Source organism: Bradyrhizobium arachidis (genome assembly GCF_015291705.1).
In the GTDB taxonomy this organism is placed as follows: Bacteria; Pseudomonadota; Alphaproteobacteria; order Rhizobiales; family Xanthobacteraceae; genus Bradyrhizobium; species Bradyrhizobium arachidis.
Genome location: NZ_CP030050.1, coordinates 1873582 through 1897899, shown reverse-complemented (window position 1 = coordinate 1897899; position 24318 = coordinate 1873582). Strand labels below are relative to the sequence as shown.

Genomic DNA, 24318 nt, shown 5'->3' with positions numbered 1-24318 from the left:
GCGCTGAAGAACCGCGAGCAGCAATTCGTCATAGATGGCGAGGCCGTGGTGCTCGGCGTCGACGAAATTTCGGACTTCAACGCGCTGCACTCACGACGGCATGATGAGGGCGGTGCAGCTCTACGCTTTGATGTCCTCGCTCTGGGCGGCGAGGACGTACGGCAGTTGCCGCTCTCCATGCACAAAACCAATTTGGCGCGGCTGCGCGGGTAGGTCATCCCCGGACCAGACAGACCGCCCCGAGCGGCCCGAGACGTTTGTGTCGTTCGATCCAAGTGGATCCAGGGCATGACGTCGACTGTCTCAGCTGCTGTCTCGGACGGATCGGGCGAAACTCACCAACTCGGTCGAGTTCAGATCTGAGATCGCCACAAATGAACGCGGACCTTCGGTCCAGGTGACGATATTGTATCCATGCTCGCTTCTTTCCTGAATGTCGCTCTTTTTGGTGTCATCGAGCAGTATCTCGCTTAGACTTATAATGTGCTGACGTCGGCGATAGACCAGCGTGGGCACCGGGGTGCTTGCTATCACGTCTATGCGCGCCCCGAGCAGCTCGAAGCCCTGGCCAGTCAAATCAGCAACGCGAGGAGCTTGCGTAATGCGACCGTTGAACCATGGCTTGACGGTATGGCGGTAAGACGAGCTGACGTCCGTCTGGTTCGAAGACATGAGCGCGCGCAAGTGTCCATCGAGAAGCTGAGCGCTAGAGCTAAGCGGCTCGCGCTGAAGGACGGCGATTGAGGTCAAGGAAACGGACGCGCCAACTACAATCATCAAAGAGGCTGCTAAGAGCGCCCATTGAGGGGGCCGCCATCGTCTTTCGATTCCGAGCTTGCCCTCCATGCGACTCATAAACGCTTCCGAAACGTCACGCTCAGTATGAAGTCGCGACAGAGCCGACTTCAGATTTGTGACTTCGCGCGCCATGTGCTGCAGAGTGGCATCCTCACGGATTTTGCTCTCCATGCTGAGCGAAGTTGTGACATCCAGCTCACCATCCAGATAGGCGTGAAGCAGAAGCACATCGTCATTGGTGAGGCGCATCAGGACGACCTCTCTCGACGGATCTGCGCAATAAGTCTCTGACGTGCGCGTGCAAGTCTTGACATGACGGTCCCCAGCGGCAGTCCCATGACATCGGAGATTTCTCGGTACTCCAATCCCTGTATGTCCCGAAGTACCAAGACCACCCTGAACCCCATTGGCAACTCAGAAATATGTCTATCCAGTAAGGCGGATTCTCCCACAGCGATTATTGCTGCCTCCGGCGAAATGTCGTCCTCACGAGCCTCGCCTTGCTCCACTTCAAGACGCTCCTGGTCACTAAGGTCATCCAGCCTTACCAATGACAGGCGCCTTTTGTCATTCAACCAGGTGAAGGCTGTATTCCTGACGATGGTCAAGAGCCAAGCCTTTGCATTTGAACCGGCAAATCGGTCAAGCGAGCGGAAAGCGCGAATGCAGGCTTCCTGCACAACGTCCTCGGCGTCAGCCCGATCGCGCGTGATCCATCGCGCGAAAGCCAGCGCGTCAGCAAGATGCGGTACGACAAGCGTTCTGAACCTGGCGGTTTGATCCGGGTTCAAGAGCCCCCTAAAGATTTGACTCGAAATGGAACCAGAAATTCCCACTCAGTTCAAAAAAACGGAACTTGCGACCTCAGCACTTGCGAAGTTAGGCGTTCTTGCAGCCGAAAAGCCCACAAAACCAGTTATCAATCAAAAGTCGCCGCGGGATGAGTTGGGCTCCCAGGCGATCGCCGCCAGGCGCAACCAAGAAATGAAAAAAATCGTCGACCGGGAATTTTTCTCGGAAGAGCTAGTTTAATGAATGAGACACAGCATTGCACCTCGTTTTTTCCTCTGTTGTCCTGGTAACTTCATGACCCTGGCAGATTGCTCGTTAAGCGCATTTGTCGTCCTCAACACCGCGAGGCTGCTGGGTTACATCCCTCAAATTATGAGAGTTCACGACGATGAGACTGGTGGAGAGGCAGCCTTAGTCTCGACCTGGTTCTTATTTGCCGCTGCTTTGCAGCCATTGGTTACGCATTGGTTGTGACACACGACTTGCTTACTGGGACGGTTTTTTCAGCAGATACAATTGGCTGCCTCGCCATCCTGTTTACGACAGCTTTTAAGCCGTTGAAGAGATCGAAGCGATCAATCCCGAGTCGACGCGGTTCTAGAGCGGCCGCTTGGCTGAGCACGACCATTCCTCTATTTCAAACGGAGATACAAATGCAGATCGCCCATCAAGCGAACAAGGAAGCGCTTTACTGGACTGCGCAGCTACGACGGTTCGATTATATTAGGATACTCGGCGTTCGCTCTGCTTCTGATTGTCGGTCTCTATCTCGCAAGCGGCGGAAGCGGCTTCTTTTCGGAGGAGATAGCGCTCTTATCCGTATCTCCCTGAGAGCTGCTCTCGCACTCCCCGCAGCGGTTTGACGTTCCGATACCTTGCGAGGCTGGTCCGCTTAAACGCACTCCAGCGCTCCCCGTGCTATCTCTCCAACCAGGCGCTGGCCCCGGCTGCTCCTGAGAGCGGCGTAAGCCGGCTGGTGCGGACGCTGGCCGCCGCGCGCGCCGCTTCGCTGCCAGCGCCCGGCCAAGATCAATTAGCGCCGTGAGTGCACCGGTGACGAGCAGAGCCGCGATAAAGGCGAGGATCGAGACGAGATAATTGTTTGGCGTCTATTGCCAGTGAATGTTCGTCCCGATTACGGCAAAAGCGGTGCCCCCTTGGAGCACTTTCCACCACATCGCGGCGCCGATCCTCGCACAGCTATATCCGCCAGCTGGCGGAATTAACGCCACAGCACAGAGGCAGCAGCGATGACGCAAGCAAATTACCCTACGGAGGCAGTTTTGCCAGCCAGTTGTCAAACGCCATCCGGAACTGCCCCCTTTGCGTCATGAAGAACTGCCCCCACCATCTGGGTTATGATCTCGATTGAAGGTTGTTTCCGCCGGTGACGGGCCGGAGGGAGGCGGAGCCGACCGGAGGGCCGTCACCGGCGGGCGGCGGCTGGATGAGGCCGCTCTTGCGCTTGGCGCGGAGCCGGTAACTGTCGCCGCGGATAGTCAGCACGTGGCTGTGGTGCAGGAGCCGGTCGAGGATCGCGGTGGCGACCACCGGATCGGCGAACACGGTGCCCCATTCAGCAACGCTGCGGTTCGACGTGATCAGCATGGCGCCGGTTTCGTAGCGCCGGCTGACCAGTTGGAAGAACAGGTGCGCCGCGTCAGGTTCCAGCGGCAGGTAGCCGAGTTCATCGACGATCAGTAGCTTTGGCTTTGACAGCGCGAGCAGTTTCTCGTCCAGGCGCCGCTCGCCATGCGCCTTGGCAAGGCCAGCGACGAGCGTCGTCGCCGTGGTGAACTGCACTGTGTACCCGGCCAGGATTGCTTCTCGCCCCAGCGCGATCGACAAGTGCGTCTTGCCAACGCCGGGCGGCCCGAGCAGCAGCACGTTCTCTCCGTTGGCGATCCAACGTGACGCGGCCAGGTCGCGGATCTGCTTCGGATCGATCGACGGCTGCGCCTCGAAGTCGAAGCCCGCAAGCTCCTTCACTGCCGGGAAGTGTGCAAGTTTCAGAGCCATGTCGATGCGGCGATGATCTTTGCGCGCGATCTCACGTTCGCACAGCAGGATCAGCGTCTCACGCGCCGACAGGTTTGCGCGTGCCGCCTCGTCGAGCAAATTGTCGAGCTGGTCGCGGATGCCGGAGAGCTGCAATCGCGCCAGCATGGCATCGAGGGGATCAGTCGGTACTTCGGTTGCCTTCTTTGCGCGCGTCATCAGAAGCGTCCCCCGATCACGGCTTCATATTCGGCAAGAGGACGCAACAACGAGGGCGGTGGAGACGACCCGGGCGCCGTCGCAATCTCCGGTCGGCGGACCGCGCCATTGCGTCCAGCAACACCGTCGAGATGGGCGGGATCGACGATCCGCAGCCGGCGCCCCTCCGATTGCTTGTGGACCGCCACCTGGTGCAGTCCATGGCGGATCCGCACTTCGCCGGCCGCGACCGTTACCGCCACGCGCTCACCAATCAGGCGCCACGGCACCGAGTAACTGTTCGTGTCGAGCTCGATGGCGCAATCGTTGCCGACGACCCGGGTTAGTTCGCGCAATGATCCGAACGACGGCTGCCCACCGAGCGGTTTCAACCGGTGTGCCTCGTCACGCGCGAAGCGAACGATCGGAGCCTCGCCGGTCGTGCCGTGGATACGTACGTTCGCAACCTTACGTTCCCACTCTGCGAGATGCGCCTCGAATGCCTCCCAGCTTGGGAAGGAATGCCCCGCGATCGCGTTCTTCTTCACGTAGCCGACGCCATTCTCCGTCTTGCCCTTGGTGCGTGCCCGATATGGCGCGCAGGCGCGTGGACGGAAGCCCCAATGCTTCGCAAACGCGATGAGCTTGTCGTTAAACTGAACCGACCGGCTCACCGCGTCGTGGCGCACCACGAGCGCGCGTGGATTGTCCATCAGCACTTCCTCCGGCACGCCACCGAAGGTCGTAAATGCGCTCTCGAGACCGGCGAACCAGTGCTCTTGCTTCTCAGCCCGGAACGCCCGCACATGCAGTCGTCGCGAATGCCCGAGCGTCGCCACGAACACAAACGCCTTGATCTTCACCACGCCGATCTCGACCAGACGCTCGCCAAAATCGATCTGTAGCTGCCGGCCAGGGGGCGTCTCGAACCGCGTCGTCGCCAGTGCCTCCGCCTTCAGCGCCTGGCGATAGGGCTGCACGGCGCGTTGCAGCGTTCGCCGGCTGACTGCCACACCTTTTTCGGCCAACAAGTCCTGGCGCACCACATCCGCATTGCCGCGATGCCGAATGAGCCTCTCGCGCAGCCAACCCTCAAGGCCATCAAGCCGTTTCGGTCGCTCAGGCGATTTGAACGGCTTAACCCCGCCCGCCGCCACGTAGCCCTTCACCGTGTGATGGCTGCAGCCCAGCTCGCGCGCAATCCGCTTCAGACCCCACCCGCACGCCCTCAGGCGCAACATCTCCGCCACGTCATCCGGCGTCTTCATCACCTGCCCCCGTGGATCACTCCACCGCGAGCCTCTAGTGATTCGTTCCTCTTTCATTCGCTCTCTCCTCGGCTATCCAAGGAGGGGGCAATTCCTCATGACGCCGAGGGGGCAGTTTTCCATGGCGCGCGACAAGCCAGTATCGCGAGGGACATTCCCGACGTGGCCGCGATCCGCCACAAATTCCGGAACGGATATCTTCCTCTCACCCAACAGGCCTTTGCCGATGGGCTCGGTATCCCCGTGAAGACCCTGCGCCACTGGGAGCAGGGAAAGCGGAAGCCGACCGGTGCCGCCCTGGTGCTGCTGCGGCTGGTTGACCGGGAGCCGGCGCTGTTCGAGCGCATGCGTGGTTAAGGCGCCCAGGTCGGTGCGATATCTGGAGCTCCACAGTTGCACTGCACTCGCTTTGGCGCTTGCGCGCGCACGACAAGATGACGCAGCCATTTCTCCGAAACGTGATCTAGGGAAGTGCGGCAACCAGGGGGACAATGCCGACTAACAAACAACCGAGCGGTCGCGCCGGCCGGTCGCTACAGGACCCACAAAACGGACGTGCCAAGGACATCCAATCGACCTCGCTCTCTTGATCTGTCTCATCTAAGGCACGCACTCCATGTTCTCGGCGCAGTAGCGGAGGGGTCGCATGCAAGAACTGTTGTCGCCTCAAACTCTGACATTCCTCCTGGGATTAGCTCTGATTGTGATCGGCATTTTCGGCGGCGGGATCGAAGTAAAGGAAATCAAGATTCCAACTCTCCCGACGCTCTCGCGGGCACTCAGTCTGGCCGTCGGTATTGTCTTGGTGGTCCTGTGTTCGGCGTTTCCGGGAATATTCCCGAAGGCCGCTGTCGCGACGCCTTCGAATCAAACCGCCGCGCCAACCCAAACGCTTGCCGCTCTCCCTTCACCCGTTCCCACCGATAAGCCGAAAGTTTGGTTGGGGGCGGCCATACACAACCAGATCATCACTGTTCACGAGGTGAAGCTGGTACTGCGACACGTCGGCAAGTATTCCGGGCCGCCAAATGATGAGGTGAACGACGCTTATTTTCGGGCCGTGGTCGAATTTCAACTTTCGCAAAACGTAGAGGCGGACGGTTATGTTGGCCCGATCACGTACGGCAAGCTTCGAGAGGCCTGGCCAGAGTTCTTCGAACCGATCAAGCCCACCAAATGAGCGACTGCGCTTAGGTCGGCAAATTTTCCGACGTGCTCCAGCGTCATTTCAGCGTGACGGTTTCGTCGCCCAGAAGCACAGCCGATGATCCGCCCCCAATACCAGATGGTGCCGGGATGATTTTGGTCGTCTTGGCCGCGGCATCGATCAGGTCGAGCGCGGCCGCTGCTGCCAGCTCTGCGCTGACATCGCCAACCCCAGTCTTGAGCAGAAACTCTGAAAAGGCGCGCGTCAGATACATCTGTCCGTGACCGGCAAGCACGTGTTGCTCGAGATATGGCACTTCCGCGAATGGAAGGAGGACACGGTCACTGTCGGGGTTGAAGCTTGTCCCCTGCAGTGTCGTGAATGCCGTGACTGGGAGAGGTTGCAGCAGGAATTGGCCCTCGCCCCTCAGATCCGCCCCGAAGGCGAGAACACTGCTGGTCCGATTGACCGCGTCGTAGCTCGAGATGATGATTTGCGCGATTCGGCTGCCAGCGAACTCTCTCAATTTCTCGGCCGCGAGGTACGGGCCGACATCGGCGAAAATAGCGTCGGTAAAGCGCTGTCCGTCGAAGTGAGCCACTGGCGTATTTTCCGCATCCAAATAGGCGAGGGTCGAGCGGCCGAAATCAATCGGCGCCGGCGTCTTCGCCATGTGCTCGCACAGCACGGGGCCTGAAAGGTCCGGCATATCCTGCAACGTGGCGAACCCAGTGATCACGACTGCGGTGCGGGCAGGCCGCGCGGGGATCTGGATCTTGTTTATGCCGTCGCAGAATGTCCCTTTCTGCGTCTGCCGCATGTCGGCCGCAATGACGAGCCCTGCGCTCGAAGGCACCAGGACCGCCAGTGTCCCGCCCATTCATTGGAAGTTGTCGGATTGATCCAAGTTCACTCCCGCCCTCCCACCATGCCCGGCTCTGACCCGGGCATCTATAACCGGCCGACGAACGCGGTGCTTCGGCTTGTCAACATACGTGAACATCCTTGCCATTCGCTTGGCAGGAGATGGTAGGAAACAGGCATGCCTCCCGGCTGGCTAGAAATGGCAAGGTCAGCAGCCGGGCGCGGCGATATGCAAACGTTCCGGCTGGGAACGTTTGCCAACGGTGGCAACTTCACCCCGGTCCTTCCTTACCCCTGGGCCGCAAGCGATGACAACAAATGACAACATTCCCGCCCGCCTGCAGAGGCTTGGCAATTTAAAACAATCAAAGGGACTCATATGGAAATCAGTGCGCCAGCCACCTCGCCTCGTCTCGCCGGCCGTTGAAAATGCTGACCTTCTTTCAATGGAGTATCAGAGCAAATCAGAGCAGTGCCAGGGACGCCGCGCTCTGTGAGCCTTCCTCAATTGAGGATCCTCGCCGGCAATATTAAATTGGAGAATATTAGCTGCGGCGAAGACGAGAGGCGCAACGGAAGCCATTTTGTCCGACGCGTCGGACATTTCGGTGCGTGAGGTGAAGGCGGTCAACGGGAATGCGGCGCAAGCTGCGGCTTCGCGGCTTTAAGGGATGTTAAGGGATGTTAAGGGAGCGCAATGAGCGGCGACTGGCCGATGAATACGATGCGGCGCGGTTGCGTGGAAAAGGGATGTTCCTGACGAGAACATCCCTTCCGGGGATGATTCGGACTCACCCGCAAACCGCTGATCTGCTGTCCGGATCGCGTGCCAGATTTTCAAGCAATCAAAGTGGTGGCCGCCGACGTTTTTGCATGACCTAAAAGGTCGGGGGGAGGAGGCTGACGGCCGGTCGGAAATAGTCCGGAATAGATGGGGGGACGGAACCGAGCCAAAATATTGTCCGCCCGCGCGAATCTCGAGCTTTGGCGCACAATTCTCGTCGGACCCAATGTCCACGGCCGTAGACAAAGCGAGGCCGGTCACTGCTTCTAGCCTGGAAGCAGTGAATCCCGGCCGATCCTCGAATCAGATACATTTTTCCTTTGTCAGGGAGATTCATCGTGCCGCAGTCGCAACAATTCACAAATACCGTCGCAGGCTATCAATCGCAGGCAAAGAGAGTGATTGAGGACGTGGCGCGCGGAAGGCCGAATGCTCAGACAATCGCAAGCCTCCTTGAGAGCCATTTCAAGATTATGGCCGAGATGGTGTCGCGCATTGACGCGCTAGAACGAAAAATCGATGCGGCGAGCAGCGGGCCAGGTTCACTGGGCCGCATGGGGAGCGACGATTAACGGAGCTTGCCCGACCGGCTGATACTAACTACTCCAACGGCTCAATATCGAGAGCGTTGCACACGCGTGCGATCGCGAACAGAACTCGCCAGCCCTCGCCCATGCTGATCAGAGCCCCGCATAAGAGGCGGCGTCTTCGTCATGCAGCTGCGCTTCCTCGATGTATCCAGCCGTGGTGTCATATTTCTGATGCCGGAGCTGCTTCTGGATCAGATGACCGGGCGCCTTGTTGCGGGCCGCCGATGTAGCCAAGCCGCGGCGAAGGGAATGCCCAGCGAATTTCCTGGCGGCGGCCTCAGCGTCGGCCTGGGAGGCGCCGTTGGCGAGCTCGCCCGCGATCGCAGCGCGCTTCACGATGAGCGCGATGGAATGAGCGCACAGCGGATCCTCACCCAAGCGGCCGTGACGATCGATTGACCGGAAGGCTGGCCCTGCCGTGATCCCCGACGCTTCAAGCCAAGCACGCCACGCACGCACGGGGCACGTTGACCGGTGCACGCCGGGCGGGATGCCGATCACCTGCCCCTCGCCTTCCTGGTCGCCCTTTGAGCGCGCCAGATGGATCGTGAGGCCCTCGGGTCCGTCCTCCACCCAATCGGCGGCCGCGCGCGCCAGCACCTCGAGCCCGGCGAGCTCGTTCCGCCGCAAGCCGCCAGCAAACCCGATCAGCAGCAGCGCGCGATCCCGCAGGCCTGTGAGCCGGGCGGCACGGCCCCGATCGCGCGGCGGAGTTGGACCGGCATCAGCGGCGCTTTCTTGACCGGCGGCCGGCCGTGCGCGTGCCGGATGCCTTTCCAGACCGACCGGAACGGCGCTGGTGTCGAGCACCACCTCAAACATGCGAAGACGAGATTTGATGGCCGCCAGCCGTCGGCGCTGAGTTGAGACTGCCACCTTGCCGGCGGTGTCGACGAGGAAGGCCAGGACGGTCGCTGCGTCGGAAGCGTGCGCCGTCATACCCTGTCGGCCGCACCACTCCTCAACGACGGTCCAGTCCGACGCATAGGCGGTCCTGGTGTTCTGCGCCTGTGCCTTCTGGGCATGACCCTTCGCCTTGGCGGCGATCTCCACGGCGGCGACGGAGCGGCCGGAAATCTCGTGCGAGCGTAAACCTTCCGCTGTGGAAGGTTTAGCGAGGACGGCGGGAACCGGCAGCATGGCTGGCTTTCAATAATTCCTGTTATGGTAAGCCAGAATATACATGCACGAATGCATGCATGGGTGTTTCGGGAGGAGTCGGGAGGCCTATCCTGTCCCGGAATGATTCGTGTCAGGAGCGCCACTCGCGCCCCCTAAGAAGCCCGCCCGACCTGCGGCCAAGAAAGCCGTCCCATCCAAGGCACAGCGGCCATGCAGGTCCGGCTCTCTGAGGACAGCTGGAAGCAGCTGCGCATGCTCTCGATCGAAACAGGCCGGCCGACCCAGGGCCTCGCCCTAGAGGCCTTCACGGACCTGATGAAGAAGTACGGGAAGAACGTCGAGATTACCGGGCCCGACACGGACGAGTAGGACCGGCTCACCTCTCGCGCGGATAGGTCGACGGACCGAAAACCTGGAGCAGACCAGGCTGCCGCGTGAGCCCGCAGTGTGCTCGCGCCGGTGCAGCGCATGGACGATCTATTTTCTACGAAGTGGTGGAGGCGTGACGTTGCGATTGCATGGGTCTTCACCCGCGATCGCGCCTTCACTCAGGAGCAGCATGACCGCGGATCACACGCTCCTCGACCAGCCGGGCGATTAGTTCCCAAAAGTCGTGGTTCTCATATCGCTGCAGGAAAGCACGTTCGCTCAGCAAGGAGTGGAAAGCGTCATTGGTAAACGGCCCCAGTTCCGCTTCTAGCGGCCAGGACTCCTCAAAGCTCCGCTTGTGCAGGGCCGCCAATAGCCGAACGGCCTTGAGGGCCGTTTCACCGTCTACAAAACCGTTGGCGCGACGCGCCGTTCGCATAATGCCGTCCGCCAGCGACCACTCGCTGTCCGGCTTGGCTCGGTCAATTGCATTGTCTGCGAGGCCAGTTTCGTCAAGCAAAGATCGCCAGCTCTGCGGCGAAGCGCCGGAAGCCTCGCGCATATCGGCAACAATTTGTTGCAGCAGTGCCGTGGAGGAAGACCCGCCGGCTCCGCGCCCAGAGCATCAAGGACAAATCGTAAAAGCGTTTCGAGGGCGACATGGCAGAGATCGTTGGCCTGGTAGATGCGCCACCGCTCGCAGTGAGCGATCAAAGCCGCATCGGCAAGTTCGAGCGGATGTCCGCCGTGTGTTTGCCCCGCATAGAGCACCCAACGGAGTTCATCCGAATCTGGAGGTCTGCCCAGCAGTTCCGCGACCTTGAGCGTAAGGAGCAGAGTCTGCGTCCGAAATGAATCTGGCGCATCCGCATCGGCAGATTTTCTAAACAGCACGCGCTGATAGATATCCCGCTCCGCGCTGCTGAAGGCAATTTGCGAGGGCGCAAACGGACTCAGTGCATCCAGTTCGGCGAGCGTCACAAGCCCGCGTGCGTGTACGTCTTTGAACAGCTGGGCCGCTTCGCCCATCGCAGATTCAAAGCCCTCGGCAAGCGCCGTACCCGACTCTTTGCTGGGAAGCGGGATGCCGTGGCCGTCGCCACGCGAGAGAACGCCGATCTCATAGAGCTGGCTTTGATAGGCCAGCCCAAAGACGCCCCAGCTCTGCGCAAAATAGTGATCCTCCGATCCCGGTACAGCGGCTGCAGCGAAGTCGATCGGGATCGACCCGCCACCCGTCTTCGCGGCGGTTATTGCGCGTAGGGCCCACACCGTTCCCGCTACGCCGAGCTCGCCGCCGGCCTGGTTCGCTATCAGGGCGTAGAGAGCTTCCGCGCGGCGCAGGAACACACGCCAGGTCTCTGGATCTGTGCTTCCATTCGCTTGCAGATAGTGGCGCACCAACCATGGATAAAGACCGTAATAGCGCATGCGGAGGGTCACGTTGCCGATGCCGGGGATGAGGCGCTGATAGAGGGCCACGCTGCTGTTCTGCATGCCGAGGGGGTCAAGTCCCCCTTTATCGGCATAGTGCGTCCACTCGGGTATGTTCAAAGTATCGACCACGGTGCCCCCATCATGGTTTTCTACTACTACCTAAACGATAGTTTGGTTATCGCGCAATCGAAATCAGGATAGTTTAACTATGCCGTAGCGTCGCCGCCGCCTTTCGCGGAGAACGACGATTGATACAACTCTTCTATTTGCTCGACTTCATCCGCGGTTAGCTCCGCGAACTCATTCTCTCTAGCCCGCTTCGACAGCTTCCCATCGTTCTGCCGAAGGAAGCCAAAGAGATTATTGAGCGTGCGCTCGGGCATATCGATCATGTTCTCGATGCCGGCCCGGAAGGCGTCGAAGCTTCGGAGGAAGTTGGTCTCATTGGGAAGATCCTGCTCGATCGTCTGACGGACGCACCCGTATAAAAATTCCGCGTGCGGCGTCGCGTCGAAGTACCGATAGAAATCGCCCGTATCGTTCAAGACCTTCACATTGCCCTTCGGCGTAGCCTCCCATTGAACGCATGGAAGCAGCCTGCTGGAATAGCTCTCCAGCACGTCCTTATATTCGGTAATCCTGTCAAGGATGGCCGAAGACACGGGGAAATGCAGCCCTGGCGGATTGAAGTCGCGCCGGGCAAGCACATGATGCATCAGGTAACGATGAATTCGCCCGTTACCGTCTTCGAACGGATGGATATAGACAAACCCGAACGCAAGCACCGCCGCAGCGACAACAGGATCGAGATCGTTCTCCGCGCTGTGGTCGAACGCGATCAGGCCCGCCATAAGCGAGGGAACATCCTCGTGCCGCGCGCTGATGTGATCTGGAATGGGTCGCTGAGTGTCGCGGTCATGCTCCCCAACGAAACCGCCCTCCTTGCGAAAGCCCATCTTCACGAAACGTTCGTCACCGATGACGATACCCTGCAAGCGCAGAAATTCCTGCTCGTCGAGCGGCGCCCGGCCAGCTTCGCCGATGGCGCGGCCCCAGCGCTGAATGCGGTCCTGCGGTGGCCGCTCTCCCTCAATCACGTAACTGGACTTTGAATCCTTCAGCAGAAGGAACGCCGCGGTGCGCGCGAGCAAGTCCTTGGGCACTTCGCGGATGACAGCGCGCGCGCGCGCATTCCAATCCTGCGCAATGAAGTCATTCAGCGCAGGTGTCTTGAATACGAGCGGACAGAATTCCGGCGTGCCGGGAAGGTTGTTGCGGACCCGGTGCCGGGCCGAGTTCTGACCTGTCCCGCCGAACTGGAGATCGGTATCGACAGCGTCCACATACGAGACCTTATCCGCGGATGGCAGCTGCAACTCGCGGCCGAGCAGCCACTCGTATAAGAACCAGAGCCGGCGCGTGTAGAGGCCGGTCGGCTTCTGGCGCACGAGTTCGGCGATGTCGCCTTCCTTCACGGCCAGAAAAAGCCGCTTCAGAACGGCAAGGTCCAGCCCCTCGTACTTGAGGGCGAAGGTAAGGTGTCCCTCAAGAGACGCGTCGGGCGCATGACGCGGCGTGTAGATGCGCCAGCCATCCTGCTCGATAACGCGGTGCTTTGAGCCTATGGCGCACAGAAGCCGGGGGACCGGAACGGGCAGATTGTAGGCGCCAATAAGCGCGGCATAACCCGCCGGTGCGGCCGCTTCTGGCAGCCGCCTGTCATGAAAAACGCTCACCGGCTCTGAAAATTGCACGCTCAAATCAAAGTCCTCTGAAAATGGCTCTCCAAGTCATGATTTTTGTTCACCGATCGGCTGGATAGCCGAAAACTCAAAATAGTACATGAAAACAGTTCTCTCAATGTCCATTCCGTGAAAAGTCTTCAGCCCAGAGCTGCATCATCGGCAGCATCCAAAATTATCGGATAGAACATACTAAATAATCAGACATTGATTTTTTAGTTTTGACCATCTAAGTTTCTTGGCAGGAGGCGACGATGGCCAGAACGAGACATTTTCAGCAACGCATGTCACAGCGCGGCATCTCGCTCGAAATGGTGGAGCTTGTCCGCCGGTTCGGCGAGCCGGACCAGGATAAGATTGTTCTGGGACGAAAGAGCCTGCGCGAGTTGATCGCCGCCATGCAGCGGCTCGAGCGGACTGCAAAAGAGGCCATGGACAAGGGCGGCTGCGTCGTTGTCGAAGATGGCGATTCGCTTATTACGACATATCGCCTGGACAGCTATGACCGCCGGAAGTCGCGCTCACCGAAGAGGCGGCAGATATGACCTTTGCGCAAACAATCCCCTTGCAGCTTTATCAGAACGTCGCCTCTATCTGGCGCGATTCCGGCGCCAATGCAGATCCACTGGACTGGATCGAAGTCATCCTCGAAATGTTTATCATCGCCCGGCGAAGTGCTGGCGTCAAATCGGCATTGGAGATCGATCAGGGCGAGCTGACTCCCAGCATCTGGAGAACGCTCCGTACCGAACTTGATCAAGAGCTTGAGTTGCCCGCGTCTGACAGGGGGCACCACAGTCTCGCCGAATCCACGCCGGGGCTTCTTGAAAAGACGAGAAGGGCGGTTGCGGAGGCATTTTCTTCCAACCCCGAAGTTATCGATTCCGAATATGCACGGGCACTATTGCGCTTTCTGGTTCACGCACCACAAACGGGTCTGCGCCGTAGCGCCTTAGGCTACTTTACATGGCCCGACTATCTCGCACCGCTGCTAACGGCTCTGATGGGGAAGCCATCGGAACAACCGGTTTACTGTCCATTCGACAGTTCGGGCTGGATGCCTTTACTCCTGGCTGACGCGGGCTGGTCAGTTGACTGTGAGTTAGCCAATTCGCAGGCCGCACGTATTTTACTGCTCTTTGCGTCCCTCGGCGATTACAAACTCAAGGCACACGTGAATGATCCGATCCGCCAGCCTTCCTGGCTGGACGGCGAAAAGCTTCGCCAATTCGCTCATTCGGCCGCGATCACAACCTTCGGCCTGCGACTGGGAAGCGACTTTACCAACGAGTCTTATGAGCGTTTCCCAGTTCGCTTTCATTACGGCGAGGGAAATCAGATCGCTCATGTCATAGCTCAGACGAAAGGCCGTGCCGTCATCGTCGTTCCCGAGAGCTTTCTGTTCCGAACGGCAGGCGGCGAGCGGGATTATAAGGAGCAGCTTGTTCGCCGCGGAATGCTTGCAGCGGTGATCCGTCTGCCGCGCGATGTCTTCGCATCTTATGCAAACGTCCAATCTTCCCTGCTGATCTTTGAGACGCTCGGCGGAAAGAACGGCGATGTGCTGTTCGTCGACGCGAGTGACGAGATAGGAGTGAAGTCGCGGGCAAAAGGTGAACCGGCTAACGACCCGTTGCAGCAGATAAAGTCGATTGTCGAAGCTCGCCGCGTGACGTCAATCTCACAAGTGGCGACATATGACGAAATCGCGGCGCAGGAATTCAATATTTCGGTCGACCGCTATATCCGGGATGAAACCGAACAAAAGATAGAGAATGCCCTGGATAGTGCAAAAACCGTCGAATTGATTGACGTTGCCGACATTATCCGTCCGCAGGCAGTGCCGAGCGCTGGCGAAACCGGACATGAGCACACGCTGCTAGAAGTGTCGCTACAGGACATTCAGCCAGACGGCTCCATAAGAACACCTACCAAACAGATACAGGTCGACGACAGCGCCCTTGGCAAAGTGATGCGCCAAAAGCTGGAGCCGGGCGATCTTCTTCTCTCCGTGCGAGGCCGGATCGGAGCGGTAGGAATTGTTCCAGAATTCAGCGGCCCGGATTGGCTTGCATCGCAAGCCTTTGTCATCCTTCGGCTACGCAAGAGCAGCCACATAAGCGCGCTCATCTTGTATCGCTATCTCGCCTCGCCCTTGGGCCAGTGGCTTATGCACTCGCTCGCCACTAGCGGAACTGTGCCGATGATCTCGATGGGCGACGTCAGAAAAATCAGGGTGATGATTCCGACCGTCCAAGAACAACGGGAAATTGAGCGACAATACGACAAGGTTCTCAAACTCAGGTCGCAGATAAAGCAGCTTGAGAAGCTGGCAGACGATCTCAACGAAGCATCGTGGCCAATGACAAAACTTTCTGTAACCGCTCGCGATTAGGATGTAGGCTGACGAAAATGGAAAATATCAAGCATCAAGAACTATCTGACAAGATCTGGGCCGTCGCGAATAAGCTTCGCGGGCCATATAGACCACCGCAATACCGCCGGGTCATGCTGCCGCTGATTGTGTTGCGCCGTCTTGATTGTGTGCTGGAGCCGACGAAGGACAATGTCCTCGATCAACTAAAACTCCTAAAGAAAAAAGGTCTTTCGAGCGCGGCGATTGAGAAGGCGCTCGCCAAAGTCGCGAGTAAAGATCGGGATCAGCCGCTCTACAATATCAGCCCTTTCACTTTCTCAAAGCTGCTGGGCGATCCGAACGGCATCGCGAAGAATCTCACCGCCTACATCAAGGGTTTCTCACCGAAAGTGCGGGAAATTTTTGAGAAGTTCGAGTTCGATAAGGAAATTGAAAAACTCGAAGAGGCCAACAGGCTGTTCGAGGTCATCAAGGAATTTGCCTCTATCGACCTGCACCCTGATCGTGTCCCAAATCTCGCAATGGGATACGTCTTCGAAAATCTGATCCGCCGTTTCAACGAGCAAGCAAACGAAGAAGCCGGTGACCACTTCACCCCGCGTGAAGTCATTCGCCTGATGGCGCATCTCATCTACACGGGCGACGAGGATATTTACAAACCGGGAATCTCGCGCACGATCTATGATCCCGCCTGCGGCACCGGCGGCATGCTCTCCGTCTCCGAAGAATACATCCGCGAGCACAACAACAAGGCCCATCTGACCTTATACGGCCAGGACTACAACCCCGAGTCCTACGCGATCTGCTGCTCTGACATGCTGATCAAGGATGAGCCGGCGGACAATATCCTGCCGACCGACACGCTTGACCAAAGCAAGGGCGGCGATGGGTTCGCGGGCAAGACGTTCCACTACATGCTCGCCAATCCGCCGTTTGGCGTTGAATGGAAGCCGCAGCAGAAGTTCATCGAGAAAGAGCATGCGGACTTCGGCTTTGATGGACGCTTCGGGCCGGGCTTGCCGCGCATCAACGATGGGGCGCTTCTGTTTCTTCTCCACATGCTCTCCAAGCGTAAACCCTCGCCCGACGAAGGCGGGGAAGGATCGAAGATCGCCATCGTCTTCAATGGCTCGCCATTGTTCACCGGCGATGCGGCCTCTGGCGAAAGCAACATCCGCCGCTGGATCATCGAGAACGACTGGCTCGATGCCATCGTCGCGCTGCCGGATCAGTTATTCTACAACACCGGCATCTACACCTACGTTTGGCTCGTGACCAATCGAAAGCCCAAAGAGCGGCGCGGAAAGGTGCAGCTGATTGACGGCACCCGCCATTACAAGAAGATGAAGAAGAGCCTCGGAAACAAACGCAATGAGTTATCCGAAGATCATATCAAGGAACTCACACGCCTTTACGCCGAAGGCGGCCACGACGCGCTCTCGGCGTTTGAAAGCAACGGCAACGAGATCGAGCGCATCTGCTCGAAGGTGTTCGATAGCCGCGACTTCGGCTACCTCAAACTAACCGTCGAGCGACCGCTCAGGCTTAACTTCCAGGCCAGCCCCGAACGCATCGCACGCATTCAGGACGCAGGCGCATTCCTTGCGCTCGCCGAGAGCAAGAAGCGAAAGGACAAATCTGTTGTCGCCAAGGAGATGGAAACCGGACGTGAAACGCAGAGCGCCATCCTGGCAGCAGCTAAATCGCTCGACCCAAAGCGGATTTATGAGAACCGCGACAAGTTCTGGGCTGGTCTCGAATCCGCACTGGAGAAGGCAGGAGTCAATGTCACGGCGGCACTGCGCAAGGACGTATTGTCGGCGCTCTCAGAGCGTGACCCAACCGCCGATATTTGCACGGACGCAAACGGTAACCCGGAGCCCGATCCAGAACTCCGTGACACCGAAAGTGTCCCACTGCCGAAAGCCGTCACACTGCCCCTTCCGATTGGCTACGAGAACAAGACCGATAACACCGAGCTCGTCGGCCTCGTACGCGATCACTGCCTCGCGTATTTCGACAAGGAAGTAAAGCCGCACTGGCCCGATGCGTGGATCGATTTCTCAAAGACTAAGATTGGTTACGAGATACCGATCAATCGCCACTTCTACGTCTATGAGGCCCCGCGCCCACTCGCAGACATCGAACGGGACATCAAGAAGCTCGAAGGCGAAATCCTCGACATGCTCAAGGCGGTGGCATGATGGCTACGCGTTACTCCGCATACAAGCCCTACGACACCGCTTGGCTACCGGAGCTTCCGGCCCATTGGTCACGGTCGAGGATAAAATTCTTGGCAACATTCATGGTGAGTGGTGGAACACCCCCGACAAGTGTTGACGGATACTGGGGCGGCGACATTGCCTGGGTCTCCCCCAAGGACATGAAGACTGGCATCATCACGGAAACTGAAGATTACATCACGCCGGACGCGATTGCTGTTTCAGCCGCACGAATGGTACCTGCCCGTACATTGCTCATGGTCGTAAGATCAGGAATTTTGCGTCACTCTATTCCGGTTGCACTAGCCGGAAAACATTTGGCGATTAACCAGGATATCAAAGCGATAGGATTCTCCAATCGCATCCTGCCTGATTTCGCGAAGTATTTCATTGAGGGACAGCAAGCCGTTTTGCTTTCGCGTTGGTGCAAGCCGGGAACAACAGTTGAAAGTATTGAGTCGGAATATTTCGCCAATGATGAAATGCCCGTTCCACCAATTGTAGACCAATCTGCTATCGTCCGCTTCCTCGACAGCGAAACGGCGCGCATCGATGAGCTAATCGATAAGGAGCGCCGACTGCTGGAGCTGCTGGAAGAGAAGCGCCTCGCGGTCATCACCCACGCCGTCACCAAGGGCCTCGATCCCAAAGCGCGCATGAAGGACAGCGGCATCGACTGGCTGGGTCAGATTCCGGCACATTGGGAGTTAAAGCGCCTCAAATACTTCAGCGCTGTTTACGACTGCAAGCATGTTACGCCAACTTATATTGATGATGGGTTTCCTCTTGTTAGCACAACAGAAGTCAAGCCTTTCTCGCTAGCTTTTAGCGCTGCCCGCCAAGTCGGTGAAGATGACTTTTCGAATATGACCGAGGGAGGGAGGCTCCCCACGCGAGATGATATTATCTATAGTAGAAATGTCTCAGTGGGCTCGGCGGCCCGCGTCGCAGACGAGGTCAGTTTTTGCATGGGGCAAGATCTCTGCTTGATACGCCCCGCTCATGAAGTGCGCTCTGAATTCCTTGAATTTTCCCTCAACAGCAACGCCGTTCTTGGACAGATTGACTCGTTAACCGTGGGCGCCACCTTTAAGCGGATCAATGTAGAGCGAATCCGAAATTATTGGATTCCTTTACCACCCGATGACGAACAGCATCGGATCATCTTATACCTAGAAGGAAATATCGCTCACTTACGGCGTATAACGACAGCGGTGGAGATGGCAATTCAGCGTCTGGTCGAATACCGATCCGCCCTAATCACCAACGCCGTCACCGGCAAGATCGACGTGCGCGACCTCAAAAACAGGGAGGCCGCAGCATGAGCAGCCGAAGCAAACACAGCGAGTTGCGCTTCGAGGACGCCATTGAACTGGAGTTGCTCGCGCGCGGTTACGATAAACGCAAGCCGGAAACTTTTGCCACTACGCTCGGCCTATTCCCCGCCGACGTGGTCGAATACATCAAGACTTCCCAACCCAAGAAATGGCAGAAGCTATCTGACATCCAGCGCGATGCCGCCGAAGCGACCTTACTCGATGCACTGAACAAGGAGCTGACAACAAAGGGCAGCCTGCACGTTCTTCGCCATGGCTTCAAATGCTTCGGCACGACCTTTCAGATGGCCGCGTTCAAGCCCGCGAGCGGAATGAATCCTGATACTATCGCGGCGTACGAGCAGAACATCCTCACGATCACACGGCAGGTGAAGTTCAACCCGGACACCGAACAAAGTGTCGACGTGGTTCTGGCGGTCAACGGCATTCCGGTTGTCACGGCAGAACTAAAAAACCCGATGACAGGCCAGAACGTCGAGCACGCCAAGCATCAATACGCCAGTAATCGTGATCCACGCCTTACACTCTTCCGCTTCAAGGAGCGGAGCCTTGTGCATTTCGCGGTCGATCCTGACCTTGTGTTTATGACCACCAAACTTGAAGGCAGAAGCACGGCCTGGCTTCCCTTCAATCGGGGTTATTGCAACGGCGCGGGCAACCCTCCAGGCGAAGGCGGCAATTATCGGACCGCCTATCTGTGGGAAGAAGCGCTCACCCGTGAAAGCCTGCTGGATATTCTCGCGCGGTTTGTCCACCTGCAGATCGATGAACGCCAAATCCGCACCGACAAAGGTGTGCGGACAGTGCGTAAGGAGACAATGATCTTCCCGCGCTATCACCAGCTTGCGGTTGTTCGTAGGCTCGTTGATCACGCTCAGGCCAATAGCTCGGGGCGTAATTACCTGATCCAGCATTCGGCCGGTTCTGGCAAGTCGAACTCGATCGCCTGGCTCGCGCATCATTTGGCAGGACTGCACGACGTCAAGGATCAGAAGGTGTTCGATACAGTGGTCGTCATCACGGACCGGCTCGTATTGGACCAGCAGCTACAAGATACCATCTACCAATTCGAGCACAAAAAAGGCGTCGTCGAGAAAATCGACGAGGACACGCAACAACTCGCCAAGGCGCTCGCAAACCGGGTGCCGATCATTATCTCGACGATACAGAAGTTCCCGTTCATCACGGGCGCGATTGCGACACTTGGCAAGAAAGGCGACCAGGTAGCAATCGATTCAGCTAATCGGCGCTATGCGATCATCGTCGATGAAGCTCATTCGTCGTCAGCTGGCGAAACGGCCCAGGCACTTCGGGGCATTCTCAACAAGGAAGGTATTGAAGCAGCCGTCGCGGCGCAACTTCTTGATGACCAGGATGACAGCGATCTTACCCCGGAGGCACGGGAGAACATGCTGCGGGAGATGGCGAAACGTCCGCGGCAGCCGAATCTTTCCTACTTCGCGTTCACCGCCACACCGAAGTTCAAAACCAAAGCCCTGTTCGATGAACCGGGTGACGATGGCAAATCGCCGTTCCACCTTTACAGCATGCGCCAAGCCATCCAGGAAGGCTTTATTATGGACGTGCTGGCGAACTACACCACCTACAAGGCCTATTTTGGTCTCGTGAAGGAAGTGGCGGATGACCCCGAAGTGCCGGAGCGAGAAGCGGCCAAGGCACTCGCGAGATTCCTTGCCTTCCACCCTCACAACCTCCGTCAAAAAGTCGAAGTCATCGTCGAGCACTTTCGTACATTCACCCGTCACAAGATCGGCGGTCGTGCAAAAGCAATGGTTGTCACCGGCTCGCGACTTCATGCGGTGCGCTACAAGCAGGGGATAGACAAATACATCCTAGAAAAAGGCTATACCGACATAAAAACGTTGGTGGCTTTCTCAGGTACAGTCGAAGACCCGGAGCTTGAGGGCAAAACCTATACCGAAGTGGGCATGAACGGCGGCATACGCGAATCCGAGTTGCCTGAGAAATTCAGCGGCGAAGAATACCAGGTGCTCATTGTTGCCGAAAAATACCAGACGGGTTTCGATCAGCCCCTGCTGCACACGATGTATGTCGACAAACGCCTTGACCACATTCAGGCCGTTCAGACCCTTTCGCGTCTGAACCGGCGAGCAGCAGGGAAGGACGACACCTTCGTGCTGGATTTTGTCAACGAACGCGATGAAATCCTCAAGGCATTCAAGCCATATTACGAGGCGACCGAGATCGGCGAAATGCCGGATGTCCACCAGCTCTATGCAATCCAGCATGAGCTTGAAGCCTCTCCGGTGATAAACCAGCCTGAAATCACCCAGTTCTGCGAGATATGGTTTCGTAACCGCCGCGAACCCACGGCCGGTGAACACAAGCAACTGAATGGCTTTCTCGATCAAGCCGTCATTCGCTTCGGGCAACTGAATGACGCCGACAAGAAAGCATTCAAATCCAAGCTTGTGAGCTTTCGGAATCTGTATGCCTTCCTTGCGCAGATTATCCCTTATCAGGACTCCGATCTTGAGAAGCTCTACACGTATGCCCGCTTCCTTCTCCTGAAATTGCCTCGCCGCGCGGAAGGGCCAGGCTACGAACTTGAGGACGAGGTCGCACTCCGGTTCTATCGACTGCAAAAAATCAGCGAAGGCGGCATCGATCTGGAGGAGGGTGAAGCCGAGCCACTAAAGGGTCCAACAGAAGTCGGAACGCGAGGCGCGGAAGACAAAAGCGTGGTGCTGTCCAAATTGGTGGACAAGCTAAATGAGCGGTTCGGGACTGAATTCAAACAGGCCGACCAACTCTTTTTCGATCAGATTGCCGAGGCGGCAGTTGACAACGAAACCCTGCAAACGGCAGCGAAGGTCAATTCACTCGACAATTTCAAACCAGTGTTCGACAGGCTTCTCGAAGGCCTTTTCATCGACCGCATGGACGGAAACGAGGAAATCTTCGATAAGATCATGAATGATCCGGTGTTCCGGGGTCTGGCTTCTGAACAGCTGATGCGCGAGGTCTACGAACGGCTTCGCGGGCGACCGAATATGTGAAGCCTTAGATAGCAACGACCCCACGAAGCAGGAGCATGGCGCAGTATCCCCGCGGTGCGGCGCGCCATCGATGGTTCTGCCGGTTAATGGCTTTCGATCAGCCTGGGCAGAATCCTCGACACGGTGCCCGGACGGACCTAAGCTTAACTATGGGTTTTTCCCTTCCGTCTTTCCGAGACGCGGATTTACCGTCTGCTGAGAGCTGTCGCCGTCGTACTTGGGTGCTTCTACGGCGCGATGGTCGCTGTGAGCGGCATACAGCAGAGGGGCGCAGACCCGGGCCTCATCGGCTATGAGTCTGACCGAGCAGCTTTCTGAACTAGCCTGCGTCACCTGAGAAACGTCGAGAATCACGGCGTCCTGGAGATGTCGCTCGCGAGACAAAATAGTCGCACCGGCGCTTTTCGAACGTGAGGGCTGCGAGAACGGCGCAACCTGCCGTTCGGCTACCCAAGGTAAAAGGTGAATGTCCTGCGGTTCCAAATCTGCCGTGATGACTGGTAATTTCATCACAAACTGCATCAGGGTGGCGACTTCGTGAGGCTCACAATAGCGCTCAGATGTCTCCGATTCACCGCCGTGACCAAGCAGATCGGCGCGCTCTTCTTCAGTGACCATTCTCTTTTTGAGTTGAGCGCCAAACAGATGCCGAACTGCGTGAGCACCCAATCCTTTTTCGTTGACGCCGGCTGCCTGCAGAATGGGCTTGAACTCCTTATAGAAGCGATCACCAAGAGGCGAACGACTAGAGGGCGAAAACAGATCAGGGAACAATAGGCCGTATCCGAGAGCCTTGATGGCCCGGAGATACTGAAGGAAATTGAGCCGGAGCACTTCCGGATGCAAAGGAATGTTGCGCTGAGACTGGTCGTTTTTAATGCGTCTGCGCGCATTCTTGGCGATGTGAAGATACGGAATATTGCCGTTGTCAACGATGACATCGTCGACCATCAAGCCGCAAAGCTCCTCGCGTCGGCAGCCTGTATAGTAGATCAAGATAGGCACAAAGTAGAGAGCGCAGTGAAATATGACCGGGACATTCTCGATGCTGGGCTCGGTCAGGCGATCCCATCCAGCGCAATTATTGAAGGGCGGCGTCGCAAAAACGGCTTTCAGTTTATCGATTTCGAGCTTTGGCCGGGCGTTTCGTGCCCGCTTACTCTTTCCTTTCACCCTCAACTTCGACAGATCAATTTTGTCGAGCGCGGTCGCGCCGCGAACGGAGGAGGAGCCGGTAGGTCCACAGCGCCCGTTTGTCCTCAAGCATAGCCCTTGTCAGGGTCGAACCCTTCGAAGCTCTTGGCAGCCGCGGCAACCCGTTCGAGCTTGCCAAGATGTTTGGTCACGACAGACCGCAACATCCCATCAAGCTGGGCTTGCGACAGATCTAGTCTGGCCTCTTCTGCGAGCATTGCGGCGTCTTCGAATATCCCGTCCAACTTGGACGCGAGCCTCCGAGCTAGAACGAGGCTGGTTGTCCTCAAGCTCATAAAAACATGCGGACGACAGATAACCTTGGCAAGGGCAATGGGGGTTCGCCGCCGCCAATAGTAGGTTGCTTCACGGCGAAAGATGTGGACAGCCATCGGGGACGACACTCTGTGCAGCAGACATGTGTCGCAGCGCTGTGCATCAGCGCCCCAGCTAGGCCGATTTTGTGAGCGATTTCAGGCCTGGCGGCCGGTCTGGCTGGGGCGGGAGGGATCGAACCTCCGAATGGCGATCAAAATCCGCTGCCTTACCGCTTGGCTACGCCCCAAAAGTTGGTCAGGCGAATCCTAAAAAGCTCAGTACTTTTAGGAGGTGGTGCGTATAGTTGCTGCGCCCGAATTGCAATGATCTTCCGAAAGCGACCTCATGTCGTGTCATGTCGCGTCGAGATCGCTCCCAGAGTTTCCCAAGCCTCCCGAACATCGCTTTTGTCCTGGGTTCGGCCTATTTGGATGTTCGGAAAGCGGGTCCCTAATAGCGAGACTCAGCCCGTTCTTGAGTATCTCAAGTGCGGGCCGTATCAGCCTCCCCAGAGCTATCAGGCCAATACGGAGGCATGTCATGGCTGGCGCCGGCTTGGTGTTGCTGCCGCTGCTGATCATCGGCGCGCCGATGATCGCGGTCCGGCAATTCCGGCGCCGGTGCCACCGACGCCATCATGGGCGCGATGATCGCGCTGTCGACATCGATGCCGAGGCCGACGATCAACATGCCGCGGCTGGTGCTGCCCGTGCGGATCGA

22 protein-coding genes and 1 tRNA gene are annotated in these 24318 nt (G+C 57.7%); 11 read left to right on the top strand and 12 right to left on the bottom strand.

Going from position 1 to position 24318, the window contains the following annotated elements; all coding sequences use genetic code 11:
* The first annotated feature begins 48 nt into the window (after positions 1-48).
* Positions 49-213, top strand: coding sequence for a DNA ligase-like domain-containing protein (locus WN72_RS46700; RefSeq protein ID WP_244554008.1), 165 nt, complete (start codon positions 49-51; stop codon positions 211-213).
* A gap of 90 nt (positions 214-303) precedes the next feature.
* Here WN72_RS46700 and WN72_RS09105 read toward each other — a convergent pair whose 3' ends face one another.
* Positions 304-1047 carry an anti-sigma factor family protein gene (locus WN72_RS09105; RefSeq protein ID WP_092220562.1) on the bottom strand — a complete coding sequence of 248 codons (744 nt, stop codon included), beginning with the start codon at positions 1045-1047 and terminating at the stop codon, positions 304-306.
* Entirely contained in the window at positions 1047-1634 is a 588-nt protein-coding gene (locus WN72_RS09100; protein WP_244554009.1) for a sigma-70 family RNA polymerase sigma factor, read from the bottom strand. The genes WN72_RS09105 and WN72_RS09100 overlap by 1 nt, the downstream gene beginning before the upstream one ends.
* Here WN72_RS09100 and WN72_RS09095 point away from each other — a divergent pair.
* Positions 1615-1830: a hypothetical protein gene (locus tag WN72_RS09095; protein ID WP_092220566.1), complete on the top strand. Its 216-nt coding sequence runs from the start codon at positions 1615-1617 to the stop codon at positions 1828-1830. The genes WN72_RS09100 and WN72_RS09095 overlap by 20 nt on opposite strands.
* A 1116-nt stretch (positions 1831-2946) precedes the next feature.
* On the opposite strand, the gene istB is transcribed toward WN72_RS09095, so the two are convergent.
* Positions 2947-3807 (bottom strand): IS21-like element helper ATPase IstB, encoded by an 861-nt coding sequence (istB, locus tag WN72_RS09090; protein ID WP_092220570.1) that lies wholly within the window; start codon positions 3805-3807, stop codon positions 2947-2949.
* On the bottom strand, positions 3807-5111 hold the full coding sequence (istA, locus tag WN72_RS09085) for an IS21 family transposase (RefSeq protein WP_092220572.1): 1305 nt from the start codon (positions 5109-5111) through the stop codon (positions 3807-3809). Before istA ends, istB begins: the two co-directional genes overlap by 1 nt.
* 105 nt (positions 5112-5216) lie before the next feature.
* Between istA and WN72_RS09080 the strand changes: the two genes are divergently transcribed.
* Positions 5217-5411, top strand: coding sequence for a helix-turn-helix domain-containing protein (locus WN72_RS09080; protein ID WP_092220574.1), 195 nt, complete (start codon positions 5217-5219; stop codon positions 5409-5411).
* Between the two features lie 289 nt (positions 5412-5700).
* Positions 5701-6234 carry a peptidoglycan-binding domain-containing protein gene (locus tag WN72_RS09075; RefSeq protein ID WP_092220576.1) on the top strand — a complete coding sequence of 178 codons (534 nt, stop codon included), beginning with the start codon at positions 5701-5703 and terminating at the stop codon, positions 6232-6234.
* Positions 6235-6277: 43 nt separating this feature from the next.
* On the opposite strand, the gene WN72_RS09070 is transcribed toward WN72_RS09075, so the two are convergent.
* A complete protein-coding gene (locus WN72_RS09070) occupies positions 6278-7021 on the bottom strand; it encodes a hypothetical protein (protein WP_143130854.1) in 744 nt (247 codons plus the stop codon).
* 1166 nt (positions 7022-8187) lie between these two features.
* Between WN72_RS09070 and WN72_RS09065 the strand changes: the two genes are divergently transcribed.
* Complete coding sequence (locus WN72_RS09065) at positions 8188-8421, top strand: hypothetical protein (protein WP_143130855.1); 234 nt, start codon at positions 8188-8190, stop codon at positions 8419-8421.
* A gap of 108 nt (positions 8422-8529) precedes the next feature.
* On the opposite strand, the gene WN72_RS09060 is transcribed toward WN72_RS09065, so the two are convergent.
* Positions 8530-9579 (bottom strand): site-specific integrase, encoded by a 1050-nt coding sequence (locus WN72_RS09060; RefSeq protein ID WP_092220583.1) that lies wholly within the window; start codon positions 9577-9579, stop codon positions 8530-8532.
* A 192-nt stretch (positions 9580-9771) separates the two neighbouring features.
* Here WN72_RS09060 and WN72_RS09055 point away from each other — a divergent pair, with 192 nt between their 5' ends.
* Positions 9772-9930, top strand: a complete 159-nt coding sequence (locus WN72_RS09055) for a ribbon-helix-helix domain-containing protein (protein WP_167381184.1) — start codon at positions 9772-9774, stop codon at positions 9928-9930.
* A 405-nt stretch (positions 9931-10335) separates the two neighbouring features.
* Here WN72_RS09055 and WN72_RS09050 read toward each other — a convergent pair whose 3' ends face one another.
* Both WN72_RS09050 and WN72_RS09045 read right to left on the bottom strand, forming a co-directional pair.
* Positions 10336-11496: a hypothetical protein gene (locus tag WN72_RS09050; protein ID WP_092220587.1), complete on the bottom strand. Its 1161-nt coding sequence runs from the start codon at positions 11494-11496 to the stop codon at positions 10336-10338.
* A 77-nt stretch (positions 11497-11573) separates the two neighbouring features.
* Positions 11574-13127, bottom strand: coding sequence for a Fic family protein (locus WN72_RS09045; protein WP_092220590.1), 1554 nt, complete (start codon positions 13125-13127; stop codon positions 11574-11576).
* A gap of 236 nt (positions 13128-13363) precedes the next feature.
* Between WN72_RS09045 and WN72_RS09040 the strand changes: the two genes are divergently transcribed.
* The 5 genes from WN72_RS09040 (at position 13364) to WN72_RS09020 (ending at position 22086) form a co-directional block, all read left to right on the top strand.
* Complete coding sequence (locus tag WN72_RS09040) at positions 13364-13654, top strand: DUF4258 domain-containing protein (RefSeq protein ID WP_092220593.1); 291 nt, start codon at positions 13364-13366, stop codon at positions 13652-13654.
* The gene (locus tag WN72_RS09035; RefSeq protein ID WP_092220595.1) at positions 13651-15504 is read left to right on the top strand and encodes an N-6 DNA methylase; all 1854 of its coding nucleotides are present in this window, start codon (positions 13651-13653) and stop codon (positions 15502-15504) included. The genes WN72_RS09040 and WN72_RS09035 overlap by 4 nt, the downstream gene beginning before the upstream one ends.
* A 17-nt stretch (positions 15505-15521) precedes the next feature.
* A complete protein-coding gene (locus tag WN72_RS09030; RefSeq protein ID WP_092220597.1) occupies positions 15522-17690 on the top strand; it encodes a type I restriction-modification system subunit M in 2169 nt (722 codons plus the stop codon).
* Between the two features lie 89 nt (positions 17691-17779).
* The gene (locus WN72_RS09025) at positions 17780-19033 is read left to right on the top strand and encodes a restriction endonuclease subunit S (protein WP_167381185.1); all 1254 of its coding nucleotides are present in this window, start codon (positions 17780-17782) and stop codon (positions 19031-19033) included.
* Positions 19030-22086 (top strand): type I restriction endonuclease subunit R, encoded by a 3057-nt coding sequence (locus WN72_RS09020; protein WP_092220601.1) that lies wholly within the window; start codon positions 19030-19032, stop codon positions 22084-22086. Before WN72_RS09025 ends, WN72_RS09020 begins: the two co-directional genes overlap by 4 nt.
* A 147-nt stretch (positions 22087-22233) precedes the next feature.
* On the opposite strand, the gene WN72_RS09015 is transcribed toward WN72_RS09020, so the two are convergent.
* The 4 genes from WN72_RS09015 to WN72_RS09000 form a co-directional block, all read right to left on the bottom strand.
* The gene (locus WN72_RS09015) at positions 22234-23259 is read right to left on the bottom strand and encodes a tyrosine-type recombinase/integrase (protein ID WP_143130857.1); all 1026 of its coding nucleotides are present in this window, start codon (positions 23257-23259) and stop codon (positions 22234-22236) included.
* A gap of 86 nt (positions 23260-23345) precedes the next feature.
* On the bottom strand, positions 23346-23672 hold the full coding sequence (locus WN72_RS09010; RefSeq protein ID WP_143130858.1) for a DUF6538 domain-containing protein: 327 nt from the start codon (positions 23670-23672) through the stop codon (positions 23346-23348).
* Between the two features lie 100 nt (positions 23673-23772).
* A tRNA-OTHER gene (locus WN72_RS09005) sits at positions 23773-23845 on the bottom strand.
* A gap of 236 nt (positions 23846-24081) precedes the next feature.
* Positions 24082-24288, bottom strand: a complete 207-nt coding sequence (locus WN72_RS09000; RefSeq protein WP_092220607.1) for a hypothetical protein — start codon at positions 24286-24288, stop codon at positions 24082-24084.
* Positions 24289-24318 lie beyond the last annotated feature (30 nt).